The sequence below is a fragment of the Streptomyces sp. NPDC028305 genome (genome assembly GCF_055569495.1).
Window position 1 is genome coordinate 550,290 of record NZ_JBVHTN010000001.1, and the last position, 26,117, is coordinate 576,406.

Genomic DNA, 26,117 nt, shown 5'->3' on the forward strand with positions numbered 1-26,117 from the left:
GGTTCTCCTCACAGGGTGTACAAGAGATGCTGCACGAGCCTAAGCGAATCACTCCTCTTATAGGACTGCCTTTCGGGCCCCGGGTCAATCGGCGGCAGTGCGGCGGCGCTGAGGCGTTCGAGGTCCGCACCGTACTGGGCGAGATGCGCCTGATCTTCGAGGAAGGTGGACGACACGGGGTGTTGCACATAGACCGTGTTCAACTCGGCTGCCTCGGCTTCGAGGAGGACGAACGGTGCGGCGGGTGTCGCCGGGGAGAGGCTTGATTTGAACGGCAGCAACTGGATGCGGACATGGGGCAGCCTGGCCATCTCCACCAAGTGCTCGATCTGCCCCCGCATGATCTCGGTGTCCACAAACTGCATATGAAAGGCCGCTTCGTGGATGACCGCATGGAAGGCGGGCGGCGACTCGCCGGTCAGCACCTGCTGCCGCTTCAGCCGGAACTCGACATAGGTCTCCCGCAGGCTGAGGTCGGCATCGACCTCGCCACCAGCGATGAGGGCTCGTACGTACTCCGGGGTCTGGAGCAGCCCCGGCACATACATCCACTGGAACGAGCGATGGGCAACGGCGGTCGACTCCAGCTCCGCGAGGTCGCGGATGCTGTCGGCCAGCGGAGATTTGCGGTAGTCCGACCACCATCCCTTCCCCGTCGACTCACTCATGGCGACAAGCCCATGAATAAGAGTTTCGTTACAGCAACCGTACGCGGCAAGCAACGCGCGGAGCTTCACCTCGGGAATGGCCGTTCGACCCGCCTCGATGTGCCCGAGGTGCGGCGAGCCCAGCCCGGCGAAAGCCCCCGCTTCCGCCGCGGACAAGCCGCACTCGTTGCGGAGCCTCCGCAGCTCCAGGCCCAATCGTCGCTGCCGTTGTGTCGGATTGGCCCGTAGGCCCATGGCGTCCTCCTTACGATCGGCAGCAGTCTGCCCGCTTGGGGCAGCCGGGAGCCACTCGTTGGAGGGAATCAGGCCATCAAGGTTGCAGACTGGAAACCTATCTCTCTACCGTCGAAGACGAATCGCCCAACCGGCGCACGCCATCCGGCCGTTGGCCGAAGGAGGCAATATGCCCACGAGCCCCGAGCACCCCCGTGCCGACTTCTCCCTCGTCTTCCCACCCGACCCGACTTGGGTCCGCACCGCCCGCGAAGCCGTACGCACCGCCCTGCGCACCGCCAACCGACCCGACCTCGCCGACACCGCCCTCCTCCTCACCTCCGAGGCCGTCACCAACGCCGTCACCGCCTGCCTGCGCAGCGGCTGCGCGGCGCCCGTCACCCTCTATGCCGAGTGGGGCGCCCGAGGCACACTCCGCGTGCTCGTCAGCGACGACGCCCCCGGGCTTCCTTCGCCACGCATCCCCACCAGGGCCGAAACAGAGAGCGAAAACGGCCGAGGCCTTCTCCTCATCGACAGCTGCGCCGCCGACTGGGGCGTCTGCCACCACGGGCCCGGCCCCGGAAAGGCGGTGTGGTTCCAAGTGGGCGGCGCGGGCTCATGACGCTTCTAGCTGACCGCCTCGCAGCCCGAACCGGGCCGCCGGCGGTAGAGGTGAGCGTTCCGGGGACGCTTGGAATGCCTGGATCATGAATGCGGCGAAGCGCCGGGACGCCGCGACCTGAGCGGTCGTCGATGCGGCGCGAATGCCTCTGTTGGCCATCAGCATGACGAACAGGTCGTCGAGGACGAAGTCGGCGCGCAGGCGCCCGGCGTCCTTGGCGCGGTCGGCCAGTTCGGCGATCGAGCGCAGCACGTGTGCGCGGTCCATGACGGCGCCCGTCGGATCGGGGAAAGCCTCCAGGAAGGCTTCGGTGAAGCCTCGGTTGCGCGCGTGCAGCTCACAGGTCTTCTCGATCACGAAGCAGAAGCCCTGCCACGGATCCGGGTCGGCGACCGCCTCGTCGACGATGGCGTGGCAGGCGCGCGTCTCTGCCGCGAAGGCCTCGGTGACCAGCGTCTGCTTGGTCGGGAAGCGGCGGTACAGGGTGGCGGGGCCGATTCCGGCGTGCCGGGCGACCTCCCGCATCGGCACGTTCAGGCCCTCGGCGGCGAACAGTGCGCGGGCCGCGTCGAGGATGCGTTCGCGGTTCTCCAGGGCGTCGGAGCGCAGGGGGTGAGGCAAACGGTCCGTCATCGCTCTCACTTTAGCCAAACGGACGGTGGCGTCCGTTAGCGTCCGCCGTGGCCGGGGCTCGACACCCGGGCCTGTCCCGATCGACCCCCGAGCGAGGAGACGGCATGAAGGCAGTAGCGATCCAGAGGTTCGGAGGCCCCGAAGGTCTGGAAGTCATCGACGTGCCCGCCCCGACTCCCGCCGCCGGGCAGGTGCTGGTCGCCGCGGAGGCGATCGGCGTCGGCGGCGCCGACACCTTGATTCGTAGGGGCGGTCTCACCGATTACGGCTTCAAGGAGGGCCATGTCCCCGGCGGCGAGGTGGCGGGCACGGTGACCGCGGTCGGTGACGGGGTCGATTCGTCCTGGATCGGGCGGCGCGTGTGGGCCTTCACCGGCATGGGCGGCGGTTACGTCGAGCAGGCGGCAGCACCGGTCGAGGAGGTTCTTCCCCTCCCCGAGGATCTGTCCGCTGTCGATGCGGTGACGCTCGGGAGTTCCGGGCCGGTCGCGCACTTCGGTCTTGCCCATGCCCGCTTCGCTCCCGGCGAGTCGGTGCTGGTGCGCGGCGCGGCGGGCAGCATCGGGATCATGACGGTCCAGCTCGCGGCTCGTGGCGGTGCCGGTGCGGTGGCGGTCACGACGTCGTCGGCCGAGCGCGGTGACCGCCTGCGCGAGCTCGGCGCGACCCATGTGCTGGACCGCTCCGGTGGGGGAGACGGAGACGCCCCGGAGGGCTACGACGTCATCATCGACATCGTCGCCGGTGTGGACATGTCTTCGTTCTTCGACAGGCTCAACCCGAACGGCCGCATGGTGGCCGTCGGCGCGGTCGCGGGCCTGCCGCCGGCGGACTTCGGCGCGAAGATGATGGCGGCGTTCCAGAAGTCGCTGTCGTTCGCCGTCTTCAGCACGGCCACCGTGGCCGCACCCGCTCTGCGTGCCGTACGGGCCGGGCAGTTCGCCGCCGCGAGCCGCCGCGAACTGCCCACGGTGGTACACGAGTTGCTGCCGCTGGAGCAAGCCGTTCTGGCACACCGGAAGATGGACGCCGGTGAGGTGTTCGGCCGGATCGTGCTGACCCCCTAGCTCGTGGCGCCGTCCTTCGCGGCGAGCACGATCTGGGTCTGGGTGGTCTGTCCCACGAGCCGGTCCTTGTCGTCCCGCAGATCGGTCTGTACGACGATGAGGGTGCCGCCGACGTGCAGGGGGCGGGCCGTGGCGTGGACTCGTCCGGAGGCCACCGCCCGCAGGAAGTTGGTCTTGGACTCCACCGTGGAGGTCCCGGCACCCGGCGGCAGGTTGAGGTAGGCACAGACGGCGCCGACGGAGTCGGCCAGCGCCATCAGCGCTCCGCCGTGCAGGATTCCGCCCGCGGTGCAGGACTCCGGTGACCAGGGCAGACTGCCCACGGCCCGGCCGGCGGCGGCCTCGTGGAGCTCGATGCCCAGCTGTGCCGCGAAGGGCATGGCCGCCAGGAGGGCGGCGGGGCTCAGGGCTGCCGTCTCAGAAGGGGGCATGGGGTGCTGCCTTTCGGGTTCGGGTACGCGTCCTCGGGCCCGCCACCGTGGTCGTACGGCGCACCGGCCGCCGTCAGTGTGACAGCAGCTGATGCTGCTGTGTCCATCTCCCGGCAGAAGCGCCACCGGCCGAGGCCGGTGGCGCACCGGCGGGCTCTACGCACCGCCCCCGGCCGTCCAGATCTTGCTGCGCAGATCCGCTCCGCGCAGCACCTGCACCCGCCACGGCTCGATGCGCAGCACGTGGTACTCCGGGTCCGTCGGCCCGCCGCACCAGTAGCCGCGGGGGTCGTAGCCGACGCCGGGCGGGCTGCCCTTGCGGTAGAGCTCCCAGGCATAGCGCTTGGTGGGCTCCTCCTCGACCCATGTGGAGACGCTGTCGACGAACACGGCGTTCTGGCGAGGGCTCCAGTAGGAGTAGGTGGTGTGCGGATTGTTCGCCAAGTGGGCCGATTTCACCGGTGTCCTGTAGGCGGCCAGCCAGCCGACGGGGCGGCCGTCGACAAGCTCCCAGACAGGGAGGAGCACGCGGGCCCGGGGGCGGTTCTTCCTGTCGACGGTGATCATGGTCGCGTACCTGATGTCGCTGACGTACTGGAAGAACTCGCGCTCGATATCGAAGAAGGAGCCTACCTTCAGCGTCATGCTGCCGCCCCTTCACTGGAACGGGCACGGAGGCCGAACGCGCTGATGAGCGCGGCCAGGGCGGCCGCGGCGAGCGGGACCAGCAGGGCGGCGCGGTAGCCGTCGAGCAGGGCCTGAGGGGATCCGCCGTCGCCCGTGGCGGCGACGTTGACGGCGGTGACGGCGGACAGGCCGACGGCGGCGCCGAACTGGAAGGAGGTGTAGAGAAGGCCTCCGGCCAGGCCCTGCTCCTCCTCCCGGACGCCTTCGGTCGCGACGATGGTGAGCGGGCCGTACGCCAGGGAGAAGGCCAGGCCGAGGGTGATGAGGCTGGGGAACATCGCCGCGTACGTCCAGTCCTCGCCGACCGGCAGGAACAGGGCGTACGAGAGCGCGGCCAGCACCAGGCCGCCGAAGATGACCCGGGCGTTGCCGAAGCGGTTGACGAGCCTGGGGGTGAGCGTGGGTGAGAGCGCGGCGTCGATGCCGATCACCAGGAGCGCGAGGCTGGTTTCGACCGTGGACCAGCCACGCAGTTCCCGCAGATACAGCACGGCGATGAACTGGAAGCCGAAGAAGCCCCCGGCGAAGAGCAGCGCCGCGAGGTTGGCGCGTACCAGGGGGCCGCTGCGGAAGATCCCCAGCCGCACCAGCGGGACGGCCGCCCGGCGTTCGGTCAGCACGAAGACGGTGAGGAGCACGAAACCGGCGGCGAGGGTGGAGAGCGTCTGGCCCAGGCCGGTGTGGGCGGCGCGTTCGACGGCGAGGACGAGGAGGACGATCGCACCGGTCACGGTGAACGCCCCGAGCAGATCGACGCGCTGCCCGGTGCGGTCGGGCCGCCCGGACTTGGGGACGAGCGCCAGCGCGACGAGCAGGATGAGGAACGACAGGACGACGGGCGCGAAGAACACCCAGCGCCAGTCGGCCGAGGCCAGCAGCCCGCCGACGACCAGACCGACGGAGAAGCCACCGGCCGCCGTGCCGGAGTAGACGAGAAGCGCCTTGTCGCGCTGCGGCCCCTCCTCGAAGCTGGTCGTGATGATGGACAGCCCGGCCGGGGTCATGAACGCGGCCGCGACCCCCGTCACAAAGCGGGCGACGATGAGCGTCGCCCCGTCGTCGGCGAAGCCGCCGAGGCCGGAGAAGAGCAGGAACATGGTCAGCCAGAACAGGAACATCTGCCGGCGGCCGAAGAGGTCCGCCGCCCGTCCGCCCAGCAGCATGAACCCGCCGTAGCCCACGACGTAAGCGCTCATCACCCACTGGAGTTCACCGGTGGACATCCCCAGGTCGGCGCGGATGGACGGCAGGGCCACATTGAGCATGGCCACATCGATGCCCTCCAGGAAGATCGCTCCGCACAGCACAAAGAGCACTCCCCACGCGCGCCCGCTCAAGCGGGCGGCGCCGGACTCCAGGACGGTGTTCTGCGGTGGTGACGCGGACACAGCACAGCTCCTTGACGCAGGAAGAAAGAGGAAAGGAGAAAGAAGAGGGGACGCGTCGCGCGCGGTTACCGGGACGCCTGTCAGTTCCCTCTTGTTACCGCCTCGATCCTGATGCACCCTGAACGACCATGGAAGAAGGCACTTTGAAGTCACCGAGTCACTGCACGGGAACCGACGACGACCACGCCCGCCAGTGGGACACCCGGGAGGGCTGCGAGGTCCGTCAGATCCTCGACCGCGTGGCCGACAAGTGGTCGCTGCTCGTCATCGCCCTGCTCGACCGCCGCACCATGCGCTTCACCGAGCTGCGCCGCGAGATCGACGGGATCAGCCAGCGCATGCTGACCGTGACGCTGCGCCAGCTGGAGCGCGACGGGCTGGTGCGCCGTACGGTGCACCCGGTCGTTCCGCCGCGCGTGGACTACCAGCTCACTCCGCTGGGCGCGACGCTGCACGACACCATCCAGGCGCTCGTCACCTGGACCGAGGACCACCAGGACGAGATCGCCGCCGCCCGGACCGAGTACGACCAGCGCGCGGCCGAGACCGAGCAGTTGGCGCCGGCCCGGGCCTGAGAGCCGGGCCCGTCAGCCCTCGTAGTCGTAGAACAGCCGGTCCACCACGGCCCGCGCCCGCCGCGTGGTGCGCCGGTAGTCGTCGAGCATCTGGCCGACCATCCCGGGGCCGTAGCCCAAGTAGCGGGACACCGCCGCCAGTTCGCGGCTGTCGCCGGGGAAGGTGTCGCCGGGGCGGCCGCGGACCAGCATGATGCCGTTGCGGGCGCGGGTGGCCAGCACCCAGGCCTCGTCCAGGGTCTGCGCGTCCTCCGCGCCGATCAGCCCGGCGGCGTGGGCGGCGGCGAGCGCCTCGCGGGTGCGGGTGGTGCGCAGGCCCGGCTCGGCCCAGCCGTGGCGCATCTGGAGCAGCTGCACCGTCCACTCGACGTCGGACAGGCCGCCGCGGCCCAGCTTGGTGTGGGTGGTGGGGTCGGCGCCGCGCGGCAGGCGCTCGGACTCCATCCGGGCCTTGAGCCGCCGGATCTCGCGGACCGCGTCGTCGCCGAGGCCCTCGGCGGGGTAGCGCAGCGGGTCGATCAGCTCGATGAAGCGGGCGCCCAGGTCGGAGTCGCCCGCGACCGGCTCGGCGCGCAGCAGCGCCTGGCTCTCCCAGACCAGCGACCAGCGCCGGTAGTAGGCGGCGTACGAGCCGAGGGTGCGCACCAGCGGGCCGGACTTGCCCTCCGGCCGCAGGTCGGCGTCGATGGCCAGCGGCGGGTCGACCGTGGGCAGCTGGAGCAGCCGCCGCATCTCGTTGGCCACGGCGAACGCGGCGCGCGAGGCTTCCTGTTCGTCCACCCCCTCGCGCGGCTCGTGGACGAACAGCACGTCCGCGTCCGAGCCGTAGCCCAGCTCGTGGCCGCCGAAGCGGCCCATGCCGATGACCGCGAAGCGGGTGGGCAGTTCGTCGCCCCAGGTCTCGCGCACGGCGGCGCGCAGCGCGCCCGCGACCGTCGCGGCGTTGAGGTCGGAGACGGCGTCCCCGACCAGGTCGACCAGCGATGCCGGGTCGAGGGGCGGCGGTTCGGTGGCCACTCCCGTACCGGAGGTCGCTCCCGTACCGGCGGTCACTCCCGTGGCGGAGGTCGCCCGCTTCGTCCCCCCGGCGGGCCGGAGGGTGCCGGGGATCCCGGGGGCGCCGGGCCGCACGGGGCGGGCACCGCCGCCGGGCGCGGTGAGCGGCCCTGGGCCCGCGGGCCCGGTGCCCGCCCCCGCGCCGCCCGGCGGCGGGAGGCTCACCGACGGCTGTACGGCGCCGTTGGCCAGGCGCGCGCTCTCGATGATGTCGGCCGCCGCCGTACGGAACAGCTCGCGCCGCCGCACCCCGCGCGCCGCCGCGACCGCCGCCTCCGCGCCCTCGGCGCGGCCGACCGCCGCGAGGGTCTCCTGCTCCAGGTGGGGGCGGCCGCGCGGCCGCAGCCCCTCCGGGTCGCCGAGGAGGGCGACCGCCTCGGGGGCGCGCAACAGCAGATCGGGGGCGAGCCGCCCCGCGGACAGCACCCGCGCCAGATTCTCGGCGGCGGCGCCCTCGTCGCGCAGCAGCCGCAGATACCAGGGCGTCTTGCCCAGCGCATCGGAGACTTTGCGGAAGCCCAACAGCCCGGCGTCCGGATCGGCGGAATCGGCGAACCAGCCCAGCAGCACGGGCAGCAGCGTACGCTGAATCGCGGCTTTCCGGGTCACACCGGACGCCAATGCCTCCAAATGACGTAGGGCGGCGGCCGGATCGGCATAGCCGAGGGCCTCCAGACGCTGGCCCGCGGCCGCAGGGCTGAGCCGGGTCTCGCCGGGCTCCAGTTGGGCGACCGCGTCCAGCAGCGGCCGGTAGAACAGCTTTTCGTGCAGCCGCCTGACCTCGCGCGCATGGCGCCGCCAGGCCGCGCCGAGTGCGGCCACCGGCTCCGTGTGGCGGTCCCCGTCGTAGAGCCCGGCCAACGAGCGGCCCAGGCGCCGCAGATCGGCCTCGTCCTCGGGCACCAGATGGGTGCGGCGCAGCCGGTACAGCTGGATGCGGTGCTCCATGGAGCGCAGAAAGCGGTACGCGGCGTCCAGCGCGGCGGCGTCGGAGCGCCCCACGTAGCCACCCGCGGCCAGCGCCGCGAGCGCGTCGAGCGTGGTGCCGCTGCGCAGCGTCTCGTCGGACCGCCCGTGCACCAACTGGAGCATCTGGACGGCGAATTCGACATCGCGCAGACCGCCGGGGCCCAGCTTGAGCTCGCGGTCTATCTCGGTGACGGGGATGTTCTCGACGACGCGGCGGCGCATCTGCTGCACATCGGGGACGAAGTTCTCGCGCTCGACGGCCTGCCACACCATGGGCGCGAGGGCGTCCACGTACGCCTGGCCGAGCTCGGCGTCGCCCGCGACCGGACGGGCCTTCAGCAGCGCCTGGAACTCCCAGGTCTTGGCCCACCGCTGGTAGTACGCCATATGGCTGGACAGGGTGCGCACCAGCGGCCCGTTGCGGCCTTCGGGGCGGAGGTTGGCGTCGACCGGCCAGATGGTGCCCTCGACGGTGGACTCGGAGCAGATCCGCATCAGCCGGGAGGCGAGCCGGGTCGCGGCCTGCACGGCCTTGCCCTCCTCGATCCCCTCAGCACTTTCGACGGCCTCGGCGACGAAGATGACGTCCACATCGGAGACGTAGTTGAGCTCGCGGCCGCCGCACTTGCCCATGCCGATCACGGCGAGCCGGCAGGCGGCGGCGTCCTCGGGCTGCTCCTCGGCGGCGATCTCCAGCGCGGCGCGCAGCGTGGCCGTGGCCAGGTCGGCCAGCTCGGCGGCCGCCTGGGCGACATCGGTGGTGCCGCACACATCGCGGGCGGCGATGGCCAGCAGCGCGCGGCGATAGGCGACGCGCAGCGCGTCGGGCCGGGGCCGCCCCGCGCCGGACGGGCCCCAGATGCCCTCGGCCAGGGCCTGCTCGAACTCGGGCGTGGTCGGGTGCAGATCCGCCGACTCGTACATCACCAGGGCCTGCCAGTCCCCCGGGTGCCGGGCGAGGTGATCGCCCAGCGCCTCGGACGCGCCGAGCACCCCGAGCAGCCGGTCGCGCAGCGGCTTGGCGGTGACCAGGGTGTCCAGCAGCGCCTGCCGCGAGCCGTCGGCCACCCCGCCCGCCGCCTCGGCGGGAGCCCCGGCGGGAGCCCCGGTGGCGGGCAGCGCCTCGACGAGCCGTACGAGCCCGCGCAGCGCCAAATCGGGGTCGGCGGTCGCGCCCAGCGCCTCCAGCAGCACCGGGTCGCTCCGTACGCCGGACAGCTCGGGCGAGTCCAGCTCCCGCTGGGCGGCGGAGGGGTCGGTGAAGCCGTGCCGCAGCAGCCGGGTGAAGTTGCTGCTCCTGCGTCCCTGCGGTACGGACATGCCGCCGCCTCCCGTGCCTCTCGAGTGCCGCCGCCCACGGTCCCGCGCCCCGGGTGACCAGGGCGGGCCCGATGACGAGCCTAGGCCCTGCGGGGCGGGTCGTGACGTGTGGGATCAGCGCCGGACGGATCGGGTCGCCGTGGCTGTCAGGGGCGGCGGCCTGACAAGATCGGTGAACCCTCAAGTCCCGGCCGGCGCCGTTTCGACGCCGGCCGGGAACACCGGTCCACCGGGGCATATCCGCTGAGCTGCGCCTACAGCACCGGCAGGTTCTTGCGCAGCTCGAAGGGGGTGACCTCGGAGCGGTACTCCTCCCACTCCTGCTTCTTGTTGCGCAGGAAGAAGTCGAAGACGTGCTCGCCGAGCGTCTCGGCGACCAGCTCGCTGCGCTCCATCAGGGAGATGGCCTCGCCCAGGTTCTGCGGCAGCGGCTCGATGCCCAGGGAGCGCCGCTCCGCGTCGGACAGCGCCCACACGTCGTCGTCGGCGCCGGCCGGGAGCTCGTAGCCCTCCTCGATGCCCTTGAGGCCCGCCGCGAGCAGCACGGCGTAGGCGAGGTAGGGGTTGGCGCCGGTGTCGAGGGAGCGGACCTCGACGCGGGTGGAGCCGGTCTTGCCGGGCTTGTAGAGGGGCACGCGGACCAGCGCGGAGCGGTTGTTGTGGCCCCAGCAGATGTACGAGGGGGCCTCGCCGCCGGCGCCCGCGGTGCGCTGTGAGCCGCCCCAGATGCGCTTGTAGGAGTTGACCCACTGGTTGGTGACGGCGGAGATCTCTCCGGCGTGGCGCAGCAGGCCCGCGATGAAGGAGCGGCCGACCTTGGAGAGCTGGAACTCGGAGCCGGACTCGTAGAACGCGTTCCGGTCGCCCTCGAAGAGGGAGAGGTGGGTGTGCATTCCGGAGCCGGGGTATTCGGAGAACGGCTTGGGCATGAAGGTGGCCTGCACGCCCTGCTCCAGCGCCACCTGCTTCATGACCAGCCGGAACGTCATGATGTTGTCGGCGGTGGACAGCGCGTCGGCGTAGCGCAGGTCGATCTCCTGCTGGCCGGGGGCGCCCTCGTGGTGGGAGAACTCGACCGAGATGCCCATCGACTCGAGCATGGTGATGGCCTGGCGGCGGAAGTCCATGCCGATGTTCTGCGGGGTGTGGTCGAAGTAGCCGGAGGAGTCGGCGGGCTCCGGGCGGCTGCCGTCCACGGGCTTCTTGCTGAGCAGGAAGAACTCGATCTCGGGGTGGGTGTAGAAGGTGAACCCGAGGTCGGAGGTCCTGGCCAGGATCCGCTTGAGCACAAAGCGCGGGTCGGCGAACGACGGCGAGCCGTCCGGCATCAGGATGTCGCAGAACATCCGGGCGGTGCCGGGGGCCTCGGCGCGCCAGGGCAGGATCTGGAAGGTGCCGGGGTCCGGCTTGGCGATCATGTCGGACTCGTAGACCCGGGCGAAGCCCTCGATCGCGGAGCCGTCGAAGCCGATGCCTTCGTCGAAGGCTCCTTCGAGCTCGGCGGGCGCGACGGCGACGGACTTGAGGAAGCCGAGCACGTCGGTGAACCACAGCCGCACGAACCGGATGTCGCGCTCTTCGAGGGTGCGGAGCACGAACTCCTGCTGCTTATCCATGGTCCCCTATCCTTGCAGGTCAGACGGCTCTTGGGGTACGCGTGGGGCACCTGTGGGCCCCAGTATCACCCGGCAGGGTTTCGAAGAGGTTTCGCGCCTCTCCCCCTAGTCCCCGCCACGATGTGTGCATCGTACTTTCATGTGGCCCCGGACGGCCCCGAGCGCCTGGCACACGGGCCCGCCACCGGGGTTTCGATACCCCTTGGGGGTAAGCTGTGGCCGCGGTCGGCAGGCTCCGGCAGCGAAGCGATCGTAGAGCCCATGGCCGACCGGAGGAACGCGATGCGCGGACAGCGGAGGGCAACGGCCGTCCCGTGCGGCCTACCCGTACTGCGCGCCGCGCTGCCGCTGCTCATATAAAAGCGCGTCCGCCCCCGCCCCGCGCCCCCGCGCCGGGCCGAGGCGCACGCGCCACCCCTCTCCCACGCAGCTCCGCTTTCACGCAGCTCACACGCATACATCGGCATTGGGGTGCTCACTCATGCACGCATACTCTCGCCGCGCCCTGCTCGGCGCGGGAATCGCCGCCGCGGGCGCGGTACCGCTCGCCTCCTGTTCCTTCTCCTCCTCCGCCTCCGACGACCCACAGGGCCAGCGGCGCGCCGGCAACGCCGGCCCGGCGGCCGCCCCCACCCCCGAGGGCTATGTCTCCCCCCACGGCGAGGAGGTCGCCGCCGCCGAGCGGAAGCGCGGGGAGGGGCCCGTACGGGAGATCCGGCTGACCGCCACCACCACCTCCTTCGACCTCGGCGGCCGTACGGTCAAAACCTGGGCGTACGGGGACGAGCTGCCCGGCAGGCCGATCCGGGTCACCGCGGGCGACACCCTCGCGGTCCGGCTCGCCAACCACCTGCCGCACTCCACCACCATGCACTGGCACGGCATCGCGCTGCGCAACGACATGGACGGCGTCCCGGGGGTGACCCAGCCGCCGATCAAGGCCGGGGCGTCCTTCGACTACCGCTTCACGGTGCCAGACCCGGGCACGTACTGGTTCCATCCGCACTCCGGCGTCCAGCTGGACCGGGGGCTGTACGCGCCGCTGATCGTCGACGACCCGAAGGAGCCGCTGGAGTACGACCTGGAGTGGCTCGTCGTGCTCGACGACTGGGTCGACGGGGTGGACGGCAGCACCCCGGACGCGGTGCTGGCGGAGCTCGGCGGCGGCATGGCCGGCCACGGCGACGACCCGGAGGAGCACCACGAGCCCGACCGCTCCGGCCCGTCCCGGAGGCTGGTGGGCGCCCGGAGCCGGCTGCTGGAGGGCGACCCGGGCGATGTGGACTACCCGTACTACCTGGTCAACGGCCGTACCCCGGACGATCCCCGGACCTTCCGCGCCAAGCCCGGCGACCGCATCCGCATCCGCATCATCAACGCGGGCGGGGACACCGCCTTCCGCGTCGCGCTCGGCGGCCACACCATGACGGTCACCCACACCGACGGCTTCCCCGTCGAGCACACCGACGCCGACACGCTGCTGCTGGGCATGGCCGAGCGCTACGACGTGCTGGTCACCGCCGAGGACGGGGTCTTCCCGCTCACCGCGCTCGCCGAGGGCAAGGGACACACCGCGCAGGCCCTGCTGCGCACGAGCGACTCCGCCACCGCGCCGCGGCCGACCGTACGCCCCAAGGAGCTGGACGGCCGGCTGATCACCGCGGACCAGCTGAAGGCCGCGGAGGACGTGCGGCTGAGGCCCCGCGACCCCGACCGGACGATCCGGCTGCGGATCACCGGGTCCATGAAGCGGTACGACTGGGCGATCAACGGCAAGCCGTACGACCCGGCGCAGCGCTATCCGGTGCGCCAGGGCGAGCGGGTCCGGCTGTCGTTCATCAACGGCACCGACATGTGGCACCCCATGCATCTGCACGGCCACACCTTCCAGCTGCCGGACGGCGGCCCGCGCAAGGACACCACGATCCTGCTGCCGCACCACAAGGTGAACGTCGACTTCGACGCGGAGAACCCGGGGCTGTGGATGATCCACTGCCACAACGTGTACCACTCGGAGTCCGGGCTGATGACGATCCTGGGCTACCGGAAGTAACCGTACGCGACGGGGGCGTGGCCCGGTCTCGGCCGCACACGGCGGCGGAGACCGGGCCGACGTGATGAACGAGACACTCAGGGCCATCGCGTCAAAGAGACGATTACACTGGGCGCCGTGCCTCAACTTCGCCTCGCTCTGAACCAGATCGACTCGACCGTCGGCGACCTCGACGGCAACGCCGAGTCGATAGTCCACTGGACCCGGCACTCCGCCGAGCAGGGCGCCCACCTGGTGGCGTTCCCCGAGATGGTGCTGACCGGCTACCCCGTCGAGGACCTGGCCCTGCGCTCCTCCTTCGTGGAGGCGTCCCGCGCCGCGCTGCGCGCGCTCGCCGCCCGGCTGGCGGCCGAGGGCTTCGGCGAGCTGCCCGTCGTCGTCGGCTACCTCGACCGCAGCGAGCGCGCCCAGCCGCGGTTCGGCCAGCCGGCCGGGGCCCCGCAGAACGCCGCCGCCGTGCTGCACCGCGGCGAGGTGATCCTCACCTTCGCCAAGCACCACCTGCCGAACTACGGCGTCTTCGACGAGTTCCGCTACTTCGTCCCCGGCGAGACGCTGCCCATGATCCGCGTACACGGCGTCGATGTCGCCCTCGCCATCTGCGAGGACCTCTGGCAGGACGGCGGCCGGGTACCCGCCGCCCGCTCCGCCGGCGCCGGGCTGCTGCTGTCGATCAACGCCTCGCCGTACGAGCGCAACAAGGACGACACCCGCCTCGACCTGGTCCGCAAGCGCGCCCAGGAGGCGGGCTGCACCACCGCCTACCTCGCCATGATCGGCGGCCAGGACGAGCTGGTCTTCGACGGCGACTCGATCGTCGTCGACCGCGACGGCGAAGTGATCGCCCGCGCCCCGCAGTTCGCCGAGGGCTGTGTGCTGCTCGACCTCGACCTGCCCGCCGCCGACCCCGGCTCCGTACCGCAGGGCGTCGTGGACGACGGGCTGCGCATCGACCACGTCACCCTCTCCGCGGACCCGCTCCCGGCCTACGAGCCCGAGCTGGCCGGCGGCCAGGCCGAGCGGCTCGGCGACGACGAGGAGATCTACACCGCGCTCGTCGTCGGCCTGCGCGCGTACGTGGCGAAGAACGGCTTCCGCAGCGTGCTGATCGGGCTCTCCGGCGGCATCGACTCCGCGCTCGTCGCGGCCATCGCGTGCGACGCGGTCGGCGCGCGGAACGTGTACGGCGTCGCCATGCCGTCCCGCTACTCCTCCGAGCACTCGATCGCCGACGCCGCCGAGCTCGCCCGGCGCACGGGGCTGAACTTCCGTACGGTCCCCATCGCCCCGATGTTCGACGCCTACATGGAGTCCCTGCACCTCACCGACCTGGCCGAGGAGAACCTCCAGTCCCGGCTGCGCGGCACGATGCTGATGGCCATCTCCAACCAGGAGGGCCACATCGTGCTGGCCCCGGGCAACAAGTCCGAGCTGGCCTGCGGCTACTCCACGCTGTACGGGGACTCGGTCGGCGCGTACGGCCCCATCAAGGACGTCTACAAGACCTCCATCTTCCAGCTGGCGAAGTGGCGCAACCGGGCCGCGGAAGAGCGCGGCCAGACGCCGCCCATCCCGGAGAACTCGATCACCAAGCCGCCGAGCGCGGAGCTGCGCCCGGGGCAGGTCGACACCGACTCCCTCCCCGACTACGACGTGCTGGACCGCATCCTGGAGCTGTACGTCGACCGGGACCAGGGCCGGGCGGAGATCGTCGCGGCGGGCTACGACGACGAGCTGGTCACGCGGATTCTGCGGCTGGTGGACACCGCCGAGTACAAGCGGCGCCAGTACCCGCCGGGCACCAAGATCTCCGCCAAGGGCTTCGGCAAGGACCGCCGCCTGCCCATCACCAACCGCTGGCGCGAACACGGCTGACGGCGGGCGGGGAGGTTTCTCCCCTCCCCTCCCCTCCCCGCCCCTTCCCCTCACCTGAGGCTCCGCCCCAGCCCCCCGCGCGCGCAGGGGCACCTGCCCCACGCGGCCAAGCCGCGCGGTTCGGCCAGGGTGCCGTAGAGAGTTCCGCGCCTCCGCCACACGGCAGGGGCTTCGTCCCAGCCCCAGTTGTGGGAAGGGGCGGGAGGGGCAGTGTCCGAGCGGCGGTCGATATGCGGCTCCGCCGCGCGGGGCTCCGCCGCGTGGACCCGCCGCAGGGGGCCTAGTCGGCCACGTGCGCGTCCAGGAACTTCCTGATCAGCCCCAGCCACTCCGCCGGCGCCTCCAGGAACGGCACGTGGCCGGACTGGATCTCGGCGAACTGCGCGCCGGGTATCCCGTCCGCGACCTGCCGGTGGTGGTACGGCGTCGCCATCGCGTCGAGGGTGGTGGAGATGACCAGCGTCGGCACCCGGACCCGGCCCAGGTCCTCGCGTACGTCCACGCTCCCCACCAGCTCGACCTGCTCGACCGCCCCGGGCGGTACGGACGCGCGGGTCCCGGCGACCGCCTCAGCGAGCTGCTCCGCGGTCATCCGGTCCAGGAACGGCGCGCCGGCGGCGGTGAGAACGGCCCAGCGGGCCGCCGCCTCCTGGTCGTCCGACCGGAGGTGGCGCAGCCAGTCCTCGACCAGCAGCCGCATCCGCGCGCTCGGGTGCGCGAAGGTGGCCGTCAGCACCAGGGCGGTCACCCGCTCCGGGTGCCGGCTCGCGGCCCGCAGGGCGACCGGGCCGCCCAGGGAGTACCCGGCGATCGCGAAGGTCTCGAGCCCCTCCTCGACGGCGGCGGCGACGAGCTGGTCGGCGAGCCGGTCGAGGTCCAGCGGGCCCTCGGCGCGCGGGCTGCGGCCGGAGCCCGGGTAGTCGGGGCCGACCACCTTGTACCGGGCGGCCAGGCCGTCCAGGATCGGGCCGTAGTTCGCGTCGATGCCGCCGGTGCCGCCATGGGCGAGCAGCAGCCCGGGGCCCGAGCCGCGCACAATGCGGCCGAGGGGCAATGTGGTGGTCATGACGATGTTCCTTCCATGGATGGTCGATGTGCTGTTCCCGGCGCCGCGAGGGGCTGTCCGGGCGATCACAGGGCTTGCCGCGCCGAATCGGCGCCTTCGCTTCGGCCCGGCCGTACGCCGGCACGCCCTGTGAAGACGGCGTCGGCCGTCAGACCGAGCCCGGCCAGCACGACGAGCGCGCCGACCGGGGCGAGTGCTGTCAGGCCGAGGCCGCCGCTGTCGAGGACCCGGCCGCCGAGCCAGGACCCGGCCGCGATGGCGAGGTTGAAGACGGAGGTGTACGCGGAGACGGCCAGCGTGGGGGCGTCCGGCGCGGCGGCCACCGCCTGGGTCTGCAACACCGGCACCAGCGCGAAGGCCACCACACCGAGGCCGAACACCACCACCGCGGCCGTCGCGGCCCAGTGGCCGGCAACCGCGAAACCGGCCAGCGCGGCCGCCAGCGCGCCGATCAGGGCGCGCAGCGCGCTCTGGGGGCGGCGGTCGGCCAATCGACCTCCGACGAGGTTGCCGACGAGCGCCCCGCCGCCGAAGACGACCAGCAGGACCGTGACGGCCCCCTCGCCGAATCCGGCGACGCCGCCGAGTATCGGCGCGATGTAGGTGTAGACGACGAAGAATCCGGTCTCCGCGACCAGGGTGACCGCGAGGAGTGCGACGGCCCGGCGGGCGCGCAGTGCCGCGAGCCCGTCGCGGAGCCGGGGCGCCGAGTCCGGGCGGACGGCCGGAACGAGCAGTGCGACGGCCACGAACGCCAGCGCGCTGACCGCGCCGAGGGCCCAGAACGTCGCCCGCCAGCCATGGGCGTTCCCGATCCAGGTGCCGAGCGGAGCGCCGAGGACGGTGGCGAGGTTCAGCCCGGTGGACACGAAGGCGACCGCCCGGCCCCGCCGCTCCTCGGGGACCATCGCCGCGGCGGTGACCACGGTGATCGCGAAGAAGGTGCTGTGGGTCAGCGCGGTGAGCACCCGCGCGGCCATCAGCAGCCCGAACCCGCCGGCGCTCGCGGCCACCAGATTGCCCGCCGTGAACACCCCGAGCAGCCCCAGCAACGCCCCCTTCCGCGGCGCGCGCAACGTCAGCGCGGTCACCACAGGACCGCCGACGGTGACCGCCAGCGCGTAGCCGGTCACCAGCATCCCGGCGGTGGGCACGGACACCCGCAGATCACCGGACAGCTCCGGCAGCAGGCCCACGACCACATACTCGGCCGTGACCACCACGAACAGGCATGCGGCAAGCGCGGCGAGCGCGAGCCGGTTCACGCGGGGAGACGTCGAACTCATGCCCGCGAAGCTAAGGTCTCACATCGGTGTCAAGGTCAAGCCGACGGTGAGGCCGCGGATCACGGCCCCCGGGGCCGCTCAGACTGAGCTTGTGGTGAGTATCGGACGGCGACACGCCGACGCCACGGCGTGTCGCCGTCCGATACTCACCACAAAGTCACTGGCGTCTCACGCCCGTCGGCCTCCCGGACGTAACCGAAGCGGTCTTGAGCGGGCCGACCGTGGTCGTTCCACCAGAGCCAGGCGGCCTCCGTCCGCTCCCACAGGTCGACGGCGCCACCGTAGGTGACGGTGCCGACGCGCTCCCCGGTGAGCGGGGCGCGGGCCCACGACCCGTCACGCCGCTGAAGCTGGATCGCCATGTCACCGGTCTCGTCGTCGAGGTGGTAGACGATGCTGCCGCCGGGTCGGGTCTGCTCGATCCATGTGGCAGGGATGCCACGGACCGAGCAGGTCGCGATAATCCTCTCGAATGCGGAGTGCGCCGGGTAGCCATTCGTCCGTCGCCGGTGGCGAGGTGCGGTTGAAATCCGACAGTGGCGAGTCGGCCGCGGGCGGTTTCGACGAGGTCCGGGTCGATATCGATGGAGTGCACAAGGCTGTCGCCGAAGCGAGCGCTCAGGAGGGCTGCGTTATAGCCGCTGCCTGTGCCGATTTCGAGGACCCTGTGTCCGTCCTCCACGCTGAGGTCTTCGAGCATGTGCGCCATGAGGCTGGGCAGAGTGCTGGATGACGTGGGCACGCCAGTCCATGCGTTTCGACACCGCAGCCCCCGGCGACCCACTCGAAGACCTCGGATACATGGCCTGGACCTGGTGCGTCTCATCCAAACCCGATGCCCCACCCGCCGACGAGCAAGCCGCGCAGGTACGACTCCTGGCCGACGCCTACGGACTTCACGCGCATGAGCGCGGCGGCCTCATTGACGCCATGCTCGACCGCCAAACGCGCAATGCCCGCTGGTGGCGCGAGCAGCTTGACGGTCCGGGGCGTTCCCGGGTCGCTTCAGCAGAGCAAATCCTCTCCCGCATCGCATGGTCGGAACGCGAACACGCCTCCACGGTCACCAACCGGCCTGCACTCGCCTCCGCACTGCGGTGAAGAGCCCCTGCTCATCGCAAGTCCATACTCGCTACGAAACTGGCTGACCGCCGGACAAGTGGGCCAAAGCGCCCCGGATATCCCGGATCATCTTTCCGGGCCGCCGGTACACATCACTCGCCGAGAACCTAAGGATGTGGCGCACTTCCGTGCACGACATCATGTCGTTGAAACGGACCGTGTCCCGCTGATGCTGGTCCCGGCTGCCGTGCCATCGGTAACCCTCGATCTCAACCACCAGGCCCTGCTCCCGGAACAGGAAGTCAGGGAAGAGCCGCCGCCCCGCCTGGGTGATGAGCGGCACCTGTGACTCCGCGTAGAGCCCCGCGTCGTTCATCCGCAGCCGGGCGATCGTCTCCGCAGGCGAGCCAGCCTTCGGATCCGCCATCGCCAGCCATTCGCGTGCTGCCCTCGTGCCCTGGGGCGCAGCCCCGCTCTCCAGGGCGCGCGCGATCTCTCCAAGCGTGGTGCACGGCTCACGCCGCCGCCCCACCGTGTCCACGTCCCGGCTGGGACGCCGACTCACAGCGGACTCCACCGCCACCAGCGCCTCGTCCCGCGGCCCGGCCCGCAGCAGATCCGCCATGGTGCGCGCCACGGTCGTGACCCTCAGCCCGGCTAGGGTGGTGATCTCCTCCGCACCGAGCGGCAGTCGATGCAGCACCCCGCCGTGCATGGTGGGTCTACGGCCGCAGGGCCCGATGAACTCCACGCACTGGGCACTCGTCTCGATGTCGTGCAGTACCGCAGCCGCCGTGTGGCTCACCACCAACTGTGGATGCGCGAGCTGGTTCGCCCACAACAGCGTCACCCCGTCCACCGCCCGCCCCGGCTCGGCCCAGATCCCCCGGCCGATCCGCGTCCACCCGTCGCCCAGCAGGCACCGGTTCAGCTGCCGCCGATCCCATCCGCCCGCCAGCGCCTGAGCCGTCAGCACCACGCCGCCTTGGGCACCGGCCAGCCCGGTCAGCGAGACCGCGTCCCCCGTCCCCGTCATCCCCTCAGGGTGCCGCCTGCCTCCGACCGCCGCCTGGCCCTGTGGATAACTCGGTTTGCGGTGAGTATGAGACAGCGACACGCCGACGGCACGGCGTGTCGCTGTCTCATACTCACCGCAAGTGGTCGAGCTCCCCTGCCTTGGCCGCCCGGATGAAGCTCGCGAGCGGGCGTGGGGCCGTACGTATGGCTGTGCCGGGGGCTTCGCTCTCGCGGAGGTGTATCGCGCCGTCGGTGGCGGCGAGTTCCAGGCATTCGTTGTTCACCCCGTTGCCGACATGGACAATCCCCCCTGTCACATACTCGCCGTGCACGAAGCGTGTTCGAGTGCGCGTGCCAGCGTAACCGACGGCATCCCGCCCCCTCGACTGGGTTACGCACCGCAGTTGTCGGCTGACCGCCCACCCATGTCGCGCACCACAACGTCGCGCTCCCGCCCCCGGCCGAGGCCAGGAGCGGGAGCGCGTTCATGCAGACGGTTGGGGCGGGCGGGGAGGTCAGCCCACCTCGGAGAGGCGGGGCATCGACTCGCTGGTCGCCACCACGCGGGACACCCCGCGCGGCTCCCGGTCGAGCGCGCCCGCCGTGACCGCGACGGCCAGGCCGATGACGGCCAGCGCCGCGCCGACCAGGGTCGGCGAGGTCCAGCCCCAGCCGGCCGCGATCGCGACGCCGCCGAGCCAGGCGCCGCCCGCGTTGGCGAGGTTGAAGGCGGAGTGGTTGGAGGCGGAGGCGAGGGTCGGGGCGTGGCGGGCCTTGTTCATGACCAGCATCTGTAGCGGGGTCGTGGTCATGAAGCCGACCGCACCCAGCACCACGACCGTGACCATGGCCGCCCACTTCACATGCACGGTGAAGTCGAACAGCACCAGCACCGCCGCGAGCGCCGCCAGCGATCCGTAGAGCGTGGGGCGCAGGGCCCGGTCGGTGAGCGGGCCGGCGATCAGCGCGCCGAGGGTCATGCCGATGCCGAAGAGGGCCAGCACCACGGTGACGGAGGTCTCGGCCAGGCCGGTGACCTCGGTCATCATCGAGGCGAGGTAGCTGTAGACGGCGAAGACGCCGGCGAAGCCGAAGACCGCGGTGAGCAGCCCGAGCACGACCTGGCGGTCGCGCAGCGCGCCCAGCTCGTGGCGGAGGCCGGCCTGCTGGTCGAGGGAGATCTGGGGGACGAGCCGGGCGAGCGCGGCCATCGCGACGACGCCGATCGCGGCGACCACGACGAAGGTGGCGCGCCAGCCGAGGCGCTGGCCGAGCAGGGTGGCCACGGGCACGCCGACGATGTTGGCGACGGTGAGGCCGAGGAACATGGTGGCGACCGCGCGGGCCCGCCGCTCCTCCGTCACCAGCCGGGCCGCGACCACCGCGCCGACGCCGAAGAACGCGCCGTGCGGCAGCCCGGCGAGCACCCGTCCGGCCACCAGCAGCCCGTAGGAGGGGGCCAGGGCGGAGGCGAGGTTGCCCACCGTGAAGAGAGCCATGAGAAGGATGAGCATCCGCTTACGCGGGATACGGGAGCCGAGGGCGGTCAGGAGCGGAGCGCCCACCACGACACCGATGGCGTAGGCGGAGACGAGGTACCCGGCGGTGGGCACGGAGGTGCCCAGGTCATCGGCGACGTTGGGCAGCAGGCCCATCATCACGAACTCGGTAGTACCAATGCCGAAGGCGCTCACAGCGAGTGCGAGCAGGGCCAGGGGCATGAGAGACCTTTCAAACGAAGGAGAAAACGGCAGGGGGACTGTATGTTCGTTTCCGAAACAAAGTCTCTCACGCGTTTTGTTCCCGGCGAGAATCGCCCAGGTGAACTTGTCGTTAGATCTCTCGGGCGCTGCCCCGCGCCACGCTCAGAGCTTGACCGAGGCCGCCACCGGCAGATGGTCGCTCCCGGTCCGCGGCAGGGTCCACGCCGAGACCGGTGTCACCCCGCGCACCATGATCTGGTCGATGCGCGCCATCGGGAACGACGCGGGCCAGCTGAAGCCGAACCCGTCGCCCGCCGCGCCCTGCGCGGACCGCAGCTGTGAGGTGACGGGGGCCAGCGAGCGGTCGTTCATGGTGCCGTTGAGGTCGCCCAGCAGGATCACCTTGTCCTGCGGCTCGTTGGCGATGGCCGCGCCCAGCGCGTCCGCGCTGTCGTCGCGCTGCCCGGCGGTGAAGCCCGCGTTGAACTTCACCCGTACGGATGGCAGATGCGCGACGTACACCGCGACCCGGCCGCCCGGGGCGTCGACGACGGTGCGCATCGCCCGCGTCCAGCCCAGTTTGATGTCCACCGGCTTGGTACCGGAGAGCGGGTACTTGCTCCACAGCCCGACCGTGCCCTGGACCGTGTGATAGCGGTAAGTGCCCTCCAGCGCCCGCACATACGTCTGCACCGCGCCGCTCTTGAGCTCCTCCAGAGCCACCACGTCCGCATCCGAGTCGGCCACGTCCTTCGCGGTCTCGGCCGGATCGGGGTTGTCCGCGTTCACGTTGTGGGTGACGACGGTCAGATCGCCGCCGCTGCCGGACTTGTCGGAGAACATGAGCCCGCCGAAGAGGTTCAGCCATACGGCGACCGGCAGCACCAGCGAGAGCACGGCGCTCGCCGACCGGCGTACCAGACCGAGCACCAGCAGGATCGGGATCAGCAGGCCCAGCCAGGGCAGAAAGGTCTCGAGCAGGCTGCCGAGGTTGCCCACGCGGTTCGGGATCTCGGCGTGGAAGATCATGACCAGTGTGAGCAGCACCGCGATCGCCGCCAGCACCAGCCCCCGCCGCCAGATGTCGCGGTCACGCCGGAGCCGGCCGAGGAGGCGCCGGGCCCGGGAGCCGGTCGGCTCAGGAGCGTCTCCCCCGTGCTGTTCCGTCTCCTGCGTGTACGCCTGCGCCATTCGCTGTCCGTCCCTCGCTGCCTCAGCCAACTGCCGCGCCCTGGGCTACGACCCTAGGCGATGAGCAGGCCCTTCCCCGACGCTCCGGGCAAGCGCCCCCGGGTGGGGGACGTTCGCCGGGAGCGTACGGGTTCCGGTTCCCCGGGGAAGTCGGGACCGTTGTGACACAACGGGCACAAACCGGCCCTCGGCCGGCCGTCCACCGTCCGGCGTCAGGCCCGGGGCCGCACCCCCTCCAGCACCGTATCGACGATGCTCTCGGCCAGTCCCTCCGGCAGCGCCTTCCACTCCTGAAGAATCGCGCGGGCAAGCATCGGGCCGGTGAACAGATCGGCGAGCAGGTCGATATCGAGGTCGTCGCGGATCTCCCCGCTCGCCACCCCGCGCCGCAGCACCTCGCGCAGCACCTCGCGCCGGGCCGCTATCACATGCTCGTCATAGGTGCGCCACAGCTTCTGGTTGGCGTGCATCTGGGTCAGGACGGTGCGCAGCAGGGCGGAGTTGCGCTTGGCCAGGCCGCGCCGTCGCATGAGCTCCAGGATGGTGACCAGGTCGTCGCGTACCGAGACGCCGTCCGGCCGCGGGCTCGGCTCCTCCAGGGAGCGCAGCACATCGATCATCAGCGCGTCCTTGCCGGACCAGCGGCGGTAGAGGGTGGCCTTGCCGACGCCCGCCTCGCGCGCGATCCCCTCGATGGACAGCTCGCCGATCGTGGCGCCCTCCTCGATCAGCCGCAGCGCGGCCTCGATGATCGCGGCATCGGCGGCGGCGCTGCGCGGCCGCCCCGGCAGCCGGGCCCCGGAGCAGCCGGGCGCGGGAGTATGCGAGGGGGTGGGCGGTGGCGCGGGCGTGCTCATCGGGCCGCCCCGGCTCCCGCCTTCTCCCGCGGCAGCCCGGCGCCGGGCTCGCCTTCGGCGGCGTCCTTGCCGGGCAGGAAGGCCACCACGACGAGCGCGCCGAAGAGGGCGACGGCCGCCGAGCCGAGGGCAGCGACGTGCATGGCATGGATAAAGGCATCGTGCGCCGGGCCGATCAGCACCTGGCCCTTGGGCCCGAGCCGCTCGGCGAGGCCGAGGGTGGCCTCGACGGACTCCCCCGCCGTGTGCCGTACGGAGTCGGGCAGGCCATCCACGCCCGCCAGCGTGTCCTTGATGCCGTCGCGGTAGACGGTGGAGAGCACCGACCCCAGCACCGCGACCCCGAGCGCGCCGCCGACCTGGCGGAAGGTGTTGTTGAGCGCCGAGCCGGAGCCGGCCTTCTGGCGCGGCAGCGACTGCATGACGGTCAGCGTGACGGGCGGCATGATGTGCGCCATCCCCGCGCCCTGGACGAAGAACAGCACCTCCATCACCACCAGCGGGGTGTCCGCCTCGAGCAGCAGGAACCCCGCCATGGTCACGGCCACCATCAGCATGCCGGCCGCGCACACCGCGCGGGCCCCGAACCGCTCGACGACCAGCCGGGTGCGCGGGGCGAAGATCAGCTGGGCGACGGCGAGCGGCAGGATCAGCAGGCCGGACTCCAGCGCGCTGTAGCCGCGCACGCTCTGGGTGTAGAAGACCATGAAGAACGTCACGCCCATCAGGGCGAAGAAGACCAGGGCGATGGCGGCGATGGCGGCCGAGAAGGCGGGCTTGCGGAAGTACGAGATGTCGATGGCCGGGTGCTCGCTGCGCTTCTCGTACACCACGAACAGCGCGAGGACGATCAGCCCGCCGCCGATCGTGCCCAGCACCTTCGGGTCGGTGAAGTCGGCGATCTGGCCGCCCTTGATGATGCCGTACACCAGCAGCACCAGGCCCACGACCGACAGCACCACACCGCCGGGGTCGAGCCGGCCGGGCGCCGGGTCCTTGGAGTCGGGGACCAGCAGTGCCATCGCGACCAGCGCGACGGCGACGACGGGCACATTGACGAAGAAGACCGAGCCCCACCAGAAGTGCTCCAGCAGCACACCGCCGGTGATCGGGCCGATCGCGATGCCGAGGCCGACCGCGGCGGTCCAGATCCCGATGGCCTTGGGCTGCTCGTCGCGCTCGAAGACGTTCACCAGGATGGCGAGGGTGGCGGGCATCACCAGGGCCGCGCCCAGACCCATCAGCGCGCGGAAGCCGATCAGCTCGCCGGGCGAGCCGGAGAACGCGGCGAGCACCGAGCCGATGCCGAACACCGCCATGCCGCTGAGCAGCACCTTCTTACGGCCCAGCCGGTCGCCGAGAAGTCCGGCGGTGAACAGCAGCCCGGCGAAGACGAGCGTGTAGGAGTTGATCGCCCATTCCAGCTCGCTCTGGCCGGCGCCGAGCCCGGTCGGCTTGGGCGAGGCGATGGTCTTCATCGCCACGTTGAGTATGGAGTTGTCGAGGACGACGACCAGGACGCTGAGCATCAGCACGACCAGGATCGCCCACCGTCTGCGGTGGACCGCCTCGGGGACGCCGCTCCCGGCGGGGGCGTCCTGAGTCTGGGAATCAGCCATGTTTCCCAGGCTAGGCAGGGTTCCGAGACGGCCCCGTATCGTATTGGAAAGTCTTTGCGAGCCTTTACCGGCCTTTACCGTCGCCGGGCTTTACGGCCCACTGTGAAGGCCCACTTTCGCCCGTCGGCACCGCGTGCCAGCATGGGGGTGGTCCGGGGACGCCGTCAGGGCGCCTCGAGATGACGAACAGGAGCGTTGCAATGACGCACGTCAGCCCTGCCGGGAAACAGCCCGACAGCAGCGGGACCGGCCCGTCCGCGGCCGGAAAGGCGCTGTACGGAGGGACGGGGTCCCGGCGCATCACGGTCCGCGACATCGCCTCCGCCAAGGAGCGCGGCGAGAAGTGGCCCATGCTCACCGCCTACGACGCGATGACCGCCTCCGTCTTCGACGAGGTCGGCATCCCGGTCATGCTGGTCGGCGACTCGATGGGCAACTGCCACCTCGGCTACGAGTCCACCGTGCCGGTCACCATGGACGAGATCACCATCCTGTCCGCCGCCGTCGTCCGGGGCACCAAGCGCGCCCTGATCGTCGGCGACCTGCCGTTCGGCTCGTACCAGGAAGGCCCCGTGCAGGCGCTGCGCAGCGCCACCCGGCTGGTCAAGGAGGCCGGGGTGGGCGCGGTGAAGCTGGAGGGCGGCGAGCGCTCCGCCGACCAGATCCAGCTGCTGGTCGAGTCCGGCATCCCGGTCATGGCTCATGTCGGCCTCACCCCGCAGTCCGTCCACGCCTACGGCGGATACCCGGTGCAGGGGCGCGGCGAGGAGGCCGCGCAGCAGCTGCTGCGGGACGCCAAGGCGGTCCAGGACGCGGGCGCCTTCGCGGTCGTGCTGGAGACCGTCCCGGCCGAGGTGGCCGGCGAGGTCACCCGCTCCCTGCACATCCCGACCGTGGGCATCGGCGCCGGGCCTGACTGCGACGCGCAGGTCCTGGTGTGGACCGACATGGCGGGCCTGACCGCCGGCCGGGTGCCGCGCTTCGTCAAGCAGTACGCACAGCTGCGCCAGACCCTCGGGGACGCGGCGCGCGCCTACGCGGAGGACGTGGTCGGCGGCGCCTACCCGGCCGCGGAGCACTCCTTCCGCTGAGAGCCACTGCGGTACACCGACAGCCCGCCGATCTTCCCCCGTCGGCGGG

The 26,117-nt window shown here is 71.4% G+C and carries 23 protein-coding genes and 1 pseudogene; 7 read left to right on the forward strand and 17 right to left on the reverse strand.

The features are described from left to right. Positions 1-8: 8 nt before the first annotated feature. Positions 9-902 (reverse strand): helix-turn-helix domain-containing protein, encoded by an 894-nt coding sequence (locus ACZ4WQ_RS02500; RefSeq protein ID WP_468021934.1) that lies wholly within the window; start codon positions 900-902, stop codon positions 9-11. A gap of 169 nt (positions 903-1,071) precedes the next feature. Here ACZ4WQ_RS02500 and ACZ4WQ_RS02505 point away from each other — a divergent pair, with 169 nt between their 5' ends. Beyond that, positions 1,072-1,506, forward strand: a complete 435-nt coding sequence (locus ACZ4WQ_RS02505) for an ATP-binding protein (protein ID WP_358848321.1) — start codon at positions 1,072-1,074, stop codon at positions 1,504-1,506. On the opposite strand, the gene ACZ4WQ_RS02510 is transcribed toward ACZ4WQ_RS02505, so the two are convergent. After that, complete coding sequence (locus tag ACZ4WQ_RS02510; protein ID WP_358848320.1) at positions 1,501-2,139, reverse strand: TetR/AcrR family transcriptional regulator; 639 nt, start codon at positions 2,137-2,139, stop codon at positions 1,501-1,503. The two genes, ACZ4WQ_RS02505 and ACZ4WQ_RS02510, sit on opposite strands and share 6 nt — an antisense overlap. Before the next feature lie 104 nt (positions 2,140-2,243). Between ACZ4WQ_RS02510 and ACZ4WQ_RS02515 the strand changes: the two genes are divergently transcribed. Continuing rightward, positions 2,244-3,206 (forward strand): zinc-binding dehydrogenase, encoded by a 963-nt coding sequence (locus ACZ4WQ_RS02515; RefSeq protein ID WP_385347241.1) that lies wholly within the window; start codon positions 2,244-2,246, stop codon positions 3,204-3,206. Here the strand turns inward: ACZ4WQ_RS02515 and ACZ4WQ_RS02520 are convergent. The 3 genes from ACZ4WQ_RS02520 to ACZ4WQ_RS02530 form a co-directional block, all read right to left on the reverse strand. Next, complete coding sequence (locus ACZ4WQ_RS02520; RefSeq protein WP_358848318.1) at positions 3,203-3,637, reverse strand: PaaI family thioesterase; 435 nt, start codon at positions 3,635-3,637, stop codon at positions 3,203-3,205. The two genes, ACZ4WQ_RS02515 and ACZ4WQ_RS02520, sit on opposite strands and share 4 nt — an antisense overlap. A gap of 156 nt (positions 3,638-3,793) precedes the next feature. Then, positions 3,794-4,282, reverse strand: coding sequence for a pyridoxamine 5'-phosphate oxidase family protein (locus ACZ4WQ_RS02525; protein ID WP_468021935.1), 489 nt, complete (start codon positions 4,280-4,282; stop codon positions 3,794-3,796). Then, the gene (locus tag ACZ4WQ_RS02530) at positions 4,279-5,661 is read right to left on the reverse strand and encodes an MFS transporter (RefSeq protein ID WP_358848340.1); all 1,383 of its coding nucleotides are present in this window, start codon (positions 5,659-5,661) and stop codon (positions 4,279-4,281) included. The genes ACZ4WQ_RS02525 and ACZ4WQ_RS02530 overlap by 4 nt, the downstream gene beginning before the upstream one ends. Before the next feature lie 179 nt (positions 5,662-5,840). On the opposite strand from ACZ4WQ_RS02530, the gene ACZ4WQ_RS02535 reads away from it, so the two are divergent. After that, entirely contained in the window at positions 5,841-6,287 is a 447-nt protein-coding gene (locus tag ACZ4WQ_RS02535) for a winged helix-turn-helix transcriptional regulator (protein ID WP_358848316.1), read from the forward strand. Between the two features lie 12 nt (positions 6,288-6,299). Here ACZ4WQ_RS02535 and ACZ4WQ_RS02540 read toward each other — a convergent pair whose 3' ends face one another. Both ACZ4WQ_RS02540 and glnA read right to left on the reverse strand, forming a co-directional pair. Then, positions 6,300-9,632: a bifunctional [glutamine synthetase] adenylyltransferase/[glutamine synthetase]-adenylyl-L-tyrosine phosphorylase gene (locus tag ACZ4WQ_RS02540; RefSeq protein ID WP_468021936.1), complete on the reverse strand. Its 3,333-nt coding sequence runs from the start codon at positions 9,630-9,632 to the stop codon at positions 6,300-6,302. 254 nt (positions 9,633-9,886) lie between these two features. Continuing rightward, complete coding sequence (glnA, locus tag ACZ4WQ_RS02545; RefSeq protein ID WP_311730051.1) at positions 9,887-11,248, reverse strand: type I glutamate--ammonia ligase; 1,362 nt, start codon at positions 11,246-11,248, stop codon at positions 9,887-9,889. A gap of 481 nt (positions 11,249-11,729) precedes the next feature. Between glnA and ACZ4WQ_RS02550 the strand changes: the two genes are divergently transcribed. Both ACZ4WQ_RS02550 and ACZ4WQ_RS02555 read left to right on the forward strand, forming a co-directional pair. After that, a complete protein-coding gene (locus tag ACZ4WQ_RS02550; protein WP_468021937.1) occupies positions 11,730-13,301 on the forward strand; it encodes a multicopper oxidase family protein in 1,572 nt (523 codons plus the stop codon). A 117-nt stretch (positions 13,302-13,418) separates the two neighbouring features. After that, positions 13,419-15,176, forward strand: a complete 1,758-nt coding sequence (locus ACZ4WQ_RS02555) for an NAD+ synthase (protein WP_468021938.1) — start codon at positions 13,419-13,421, stop codon at positions 15,174-15,176. A 280-nt stretch (positions 15,177-15,456) separates the two neighbouring features. Here the strand turns inward: ACZ4WQ_RS02555 and ACZ4WQ_RS02560 are convergent, their stop codons facing one another. From ACZ4WQ_RS02560 to ACZ4WQ_RS02575, 4 genes and pseudogenes are all read right to left on the reverse strand, one after another. After that, a complete protein-coding gene (locus ACZ4WQ_RS02560; protein WP_468021939.1) occupies positions 15,457-16,242 on the reverse strand; it encodes an alpha/beta fold hydrolase in 786 nt (261 codons plus the stop codon). 65 nt (positions 16,243-16,307) lie between these two features. After that, positions 16,308-17,528, reverse strand: a complete 1,221-nt coding sequence (locus tag ACZ4WQ_RS02565; protein WP_468021940.1) for an MFS transporter — start codon at positions 17,526-17,528, stop codon at positions 16,308-16,310. A 146-nt stretch (positions 17,529-17,674) separates the two neighbouring features. Then, positions 17,675-17,890, reverse strand: coding sequence for a hypothetical protein (locus ACZ4WQ_RS02570; RefSeq protein WP_398370560.1), 216 nt, complete (start codon positions 17,888-17,890; stop codon positions 17,675-17,677). Between the two features lie 27 nt (positions 17,891-17,917). Next, positions 17,918-18,354: pseudogene (locus ACZ4WQ_RS02575) on the reverse strand (methyltransferase domain-containing protein); the annotation flags it as partial. On the opposite strand from ACZ4WQ_RS02575, the gene ACZ4WQ_RS02580 reads away from it, so the two are divergent. Further along, complete coding sequence (locus tag ACZ4WQ_RS02580; protein ID WP_398369981.1) at positions 18,279-18,629, forward strand: hypothetical protein; 351 nt, start codon at positions 18,279-18,281, stop codon at positions 18,627-18,629. The pseudogene ACZ4WQ_RS02575 and the gene ACZ4WQ_RS02580 overlap by 76 nt on opposite strands. 31 nt (positions 18,630-18,660) lie before the next feature. On the opposite strand, the gene ACZ4WQ_RS02585 is transcribed toward ACZ4WQ_RS02580, so the two are convergent. The 6 genes from ACZ4WQ_RS02585 to ACZ4WQ_RS02610 all read right to left on the reverse strand — a co-directional run bounded on the left by ACZ4WQ_RS02585 (position 18,661) and on the right by ACZ4WQ_RS02610 (position 24,977). Then, on the reverse strand, positions 18,661-19,626 hold the full coding sequence (locus ACZ4WQ_RS02585; protein ID WP_398369979.1) for a hypothetical protein: 966 nt from the start codon (positions 19,624-19,626) through the stop codon (positions 18,661-18,663). Positions 19,627-19,738: 112 nt separating this feature from the next. After that, positions 19,739-19,939 carry a DUF397 domain-containing protein gene (locus ACZ4WQ_RS02590; RefSeq protein WP_468021941.1) on the reverse strand — a complete coding sequence of 67 codons (201 nt, stop codon included), beginning with the start codon at positions 19,937-19,939 and terminating at the stop codon, positions 19,739-19,741. A gap of 183 nt (positions 19,940-20,122) precedes the next feature. After that, positions 20,123-21,328, reverse strand: coding sequence for an MFS transporter (locus tag ACZ4WQ_RS02595; RefSeq protein ID WP_311730060.1), 1,206 nt, complete (start codon positions 21,326-21,328; stop codon positions 20,123-20,125). A 144-nt stretch (positions 21,329-21,472) separates the two neighbouring features. After that, the gene (locus ACZ4WQ_RS02600; RefSeq protein WP_468021942.1) at positions 21,473-22,501 is read right to left on the reverse strand and encodes an endonuclease/exonuclease/phosphatase family protein; all 1,029 of its coding nucleotides are present in this window, start codon (positions 22,499-22,501) and stop codon (positions 21,473-21,475) included. Between the two features lie 212 nt (positions 22,502-22,713). Then, the gene (locus ACZ4WQ_RS02605; RefSeq protein WP_311730062.1) at positions 22,714-23,358 is read right to left on the reverse strand and encodes a TetR/AcrR family transcriptional regulator; all 645 of its coding nucleotides are present in this window, start codon (positions 23,356-23,358) and stop codon (positions 22,714-22,716) included. After that, positions 23,355-24,977, reverse strand: a complete 1,623-nt coding sequence (locus tag ACZ4WQ_RS02610; RefSeq protein ID WP_468021943.1) for an MFS transporter — start codon at positions 24,975-24,977, stop codon at positions 23,355-23,357. The genes ACZ4WQ_RS02605 and ACZ4WQ_RS02610 overlap by 4 nt, the downstream gene beginning before the upstream one ends. 200 nt (positions 24,978-25,177) lie before the next feature. On the opposite strand from ACZ4WQ_RS02610, the gene panB reads away from it, so the two are divergent. After that, a complete protein-coding gene (gene panB / locus ACZ4WQ_RS02615; RefSeq protein ID WP_311730064.1) occupies positions 25,178-26,068 on the forward strand; it encodes a 3-methyl-2-oxobutanoate hydroxymethyltransferase in 891 nt (296 codons plus the stop codon). Positions 26,069-26,117: the final 49 nt, after the last annotated feature.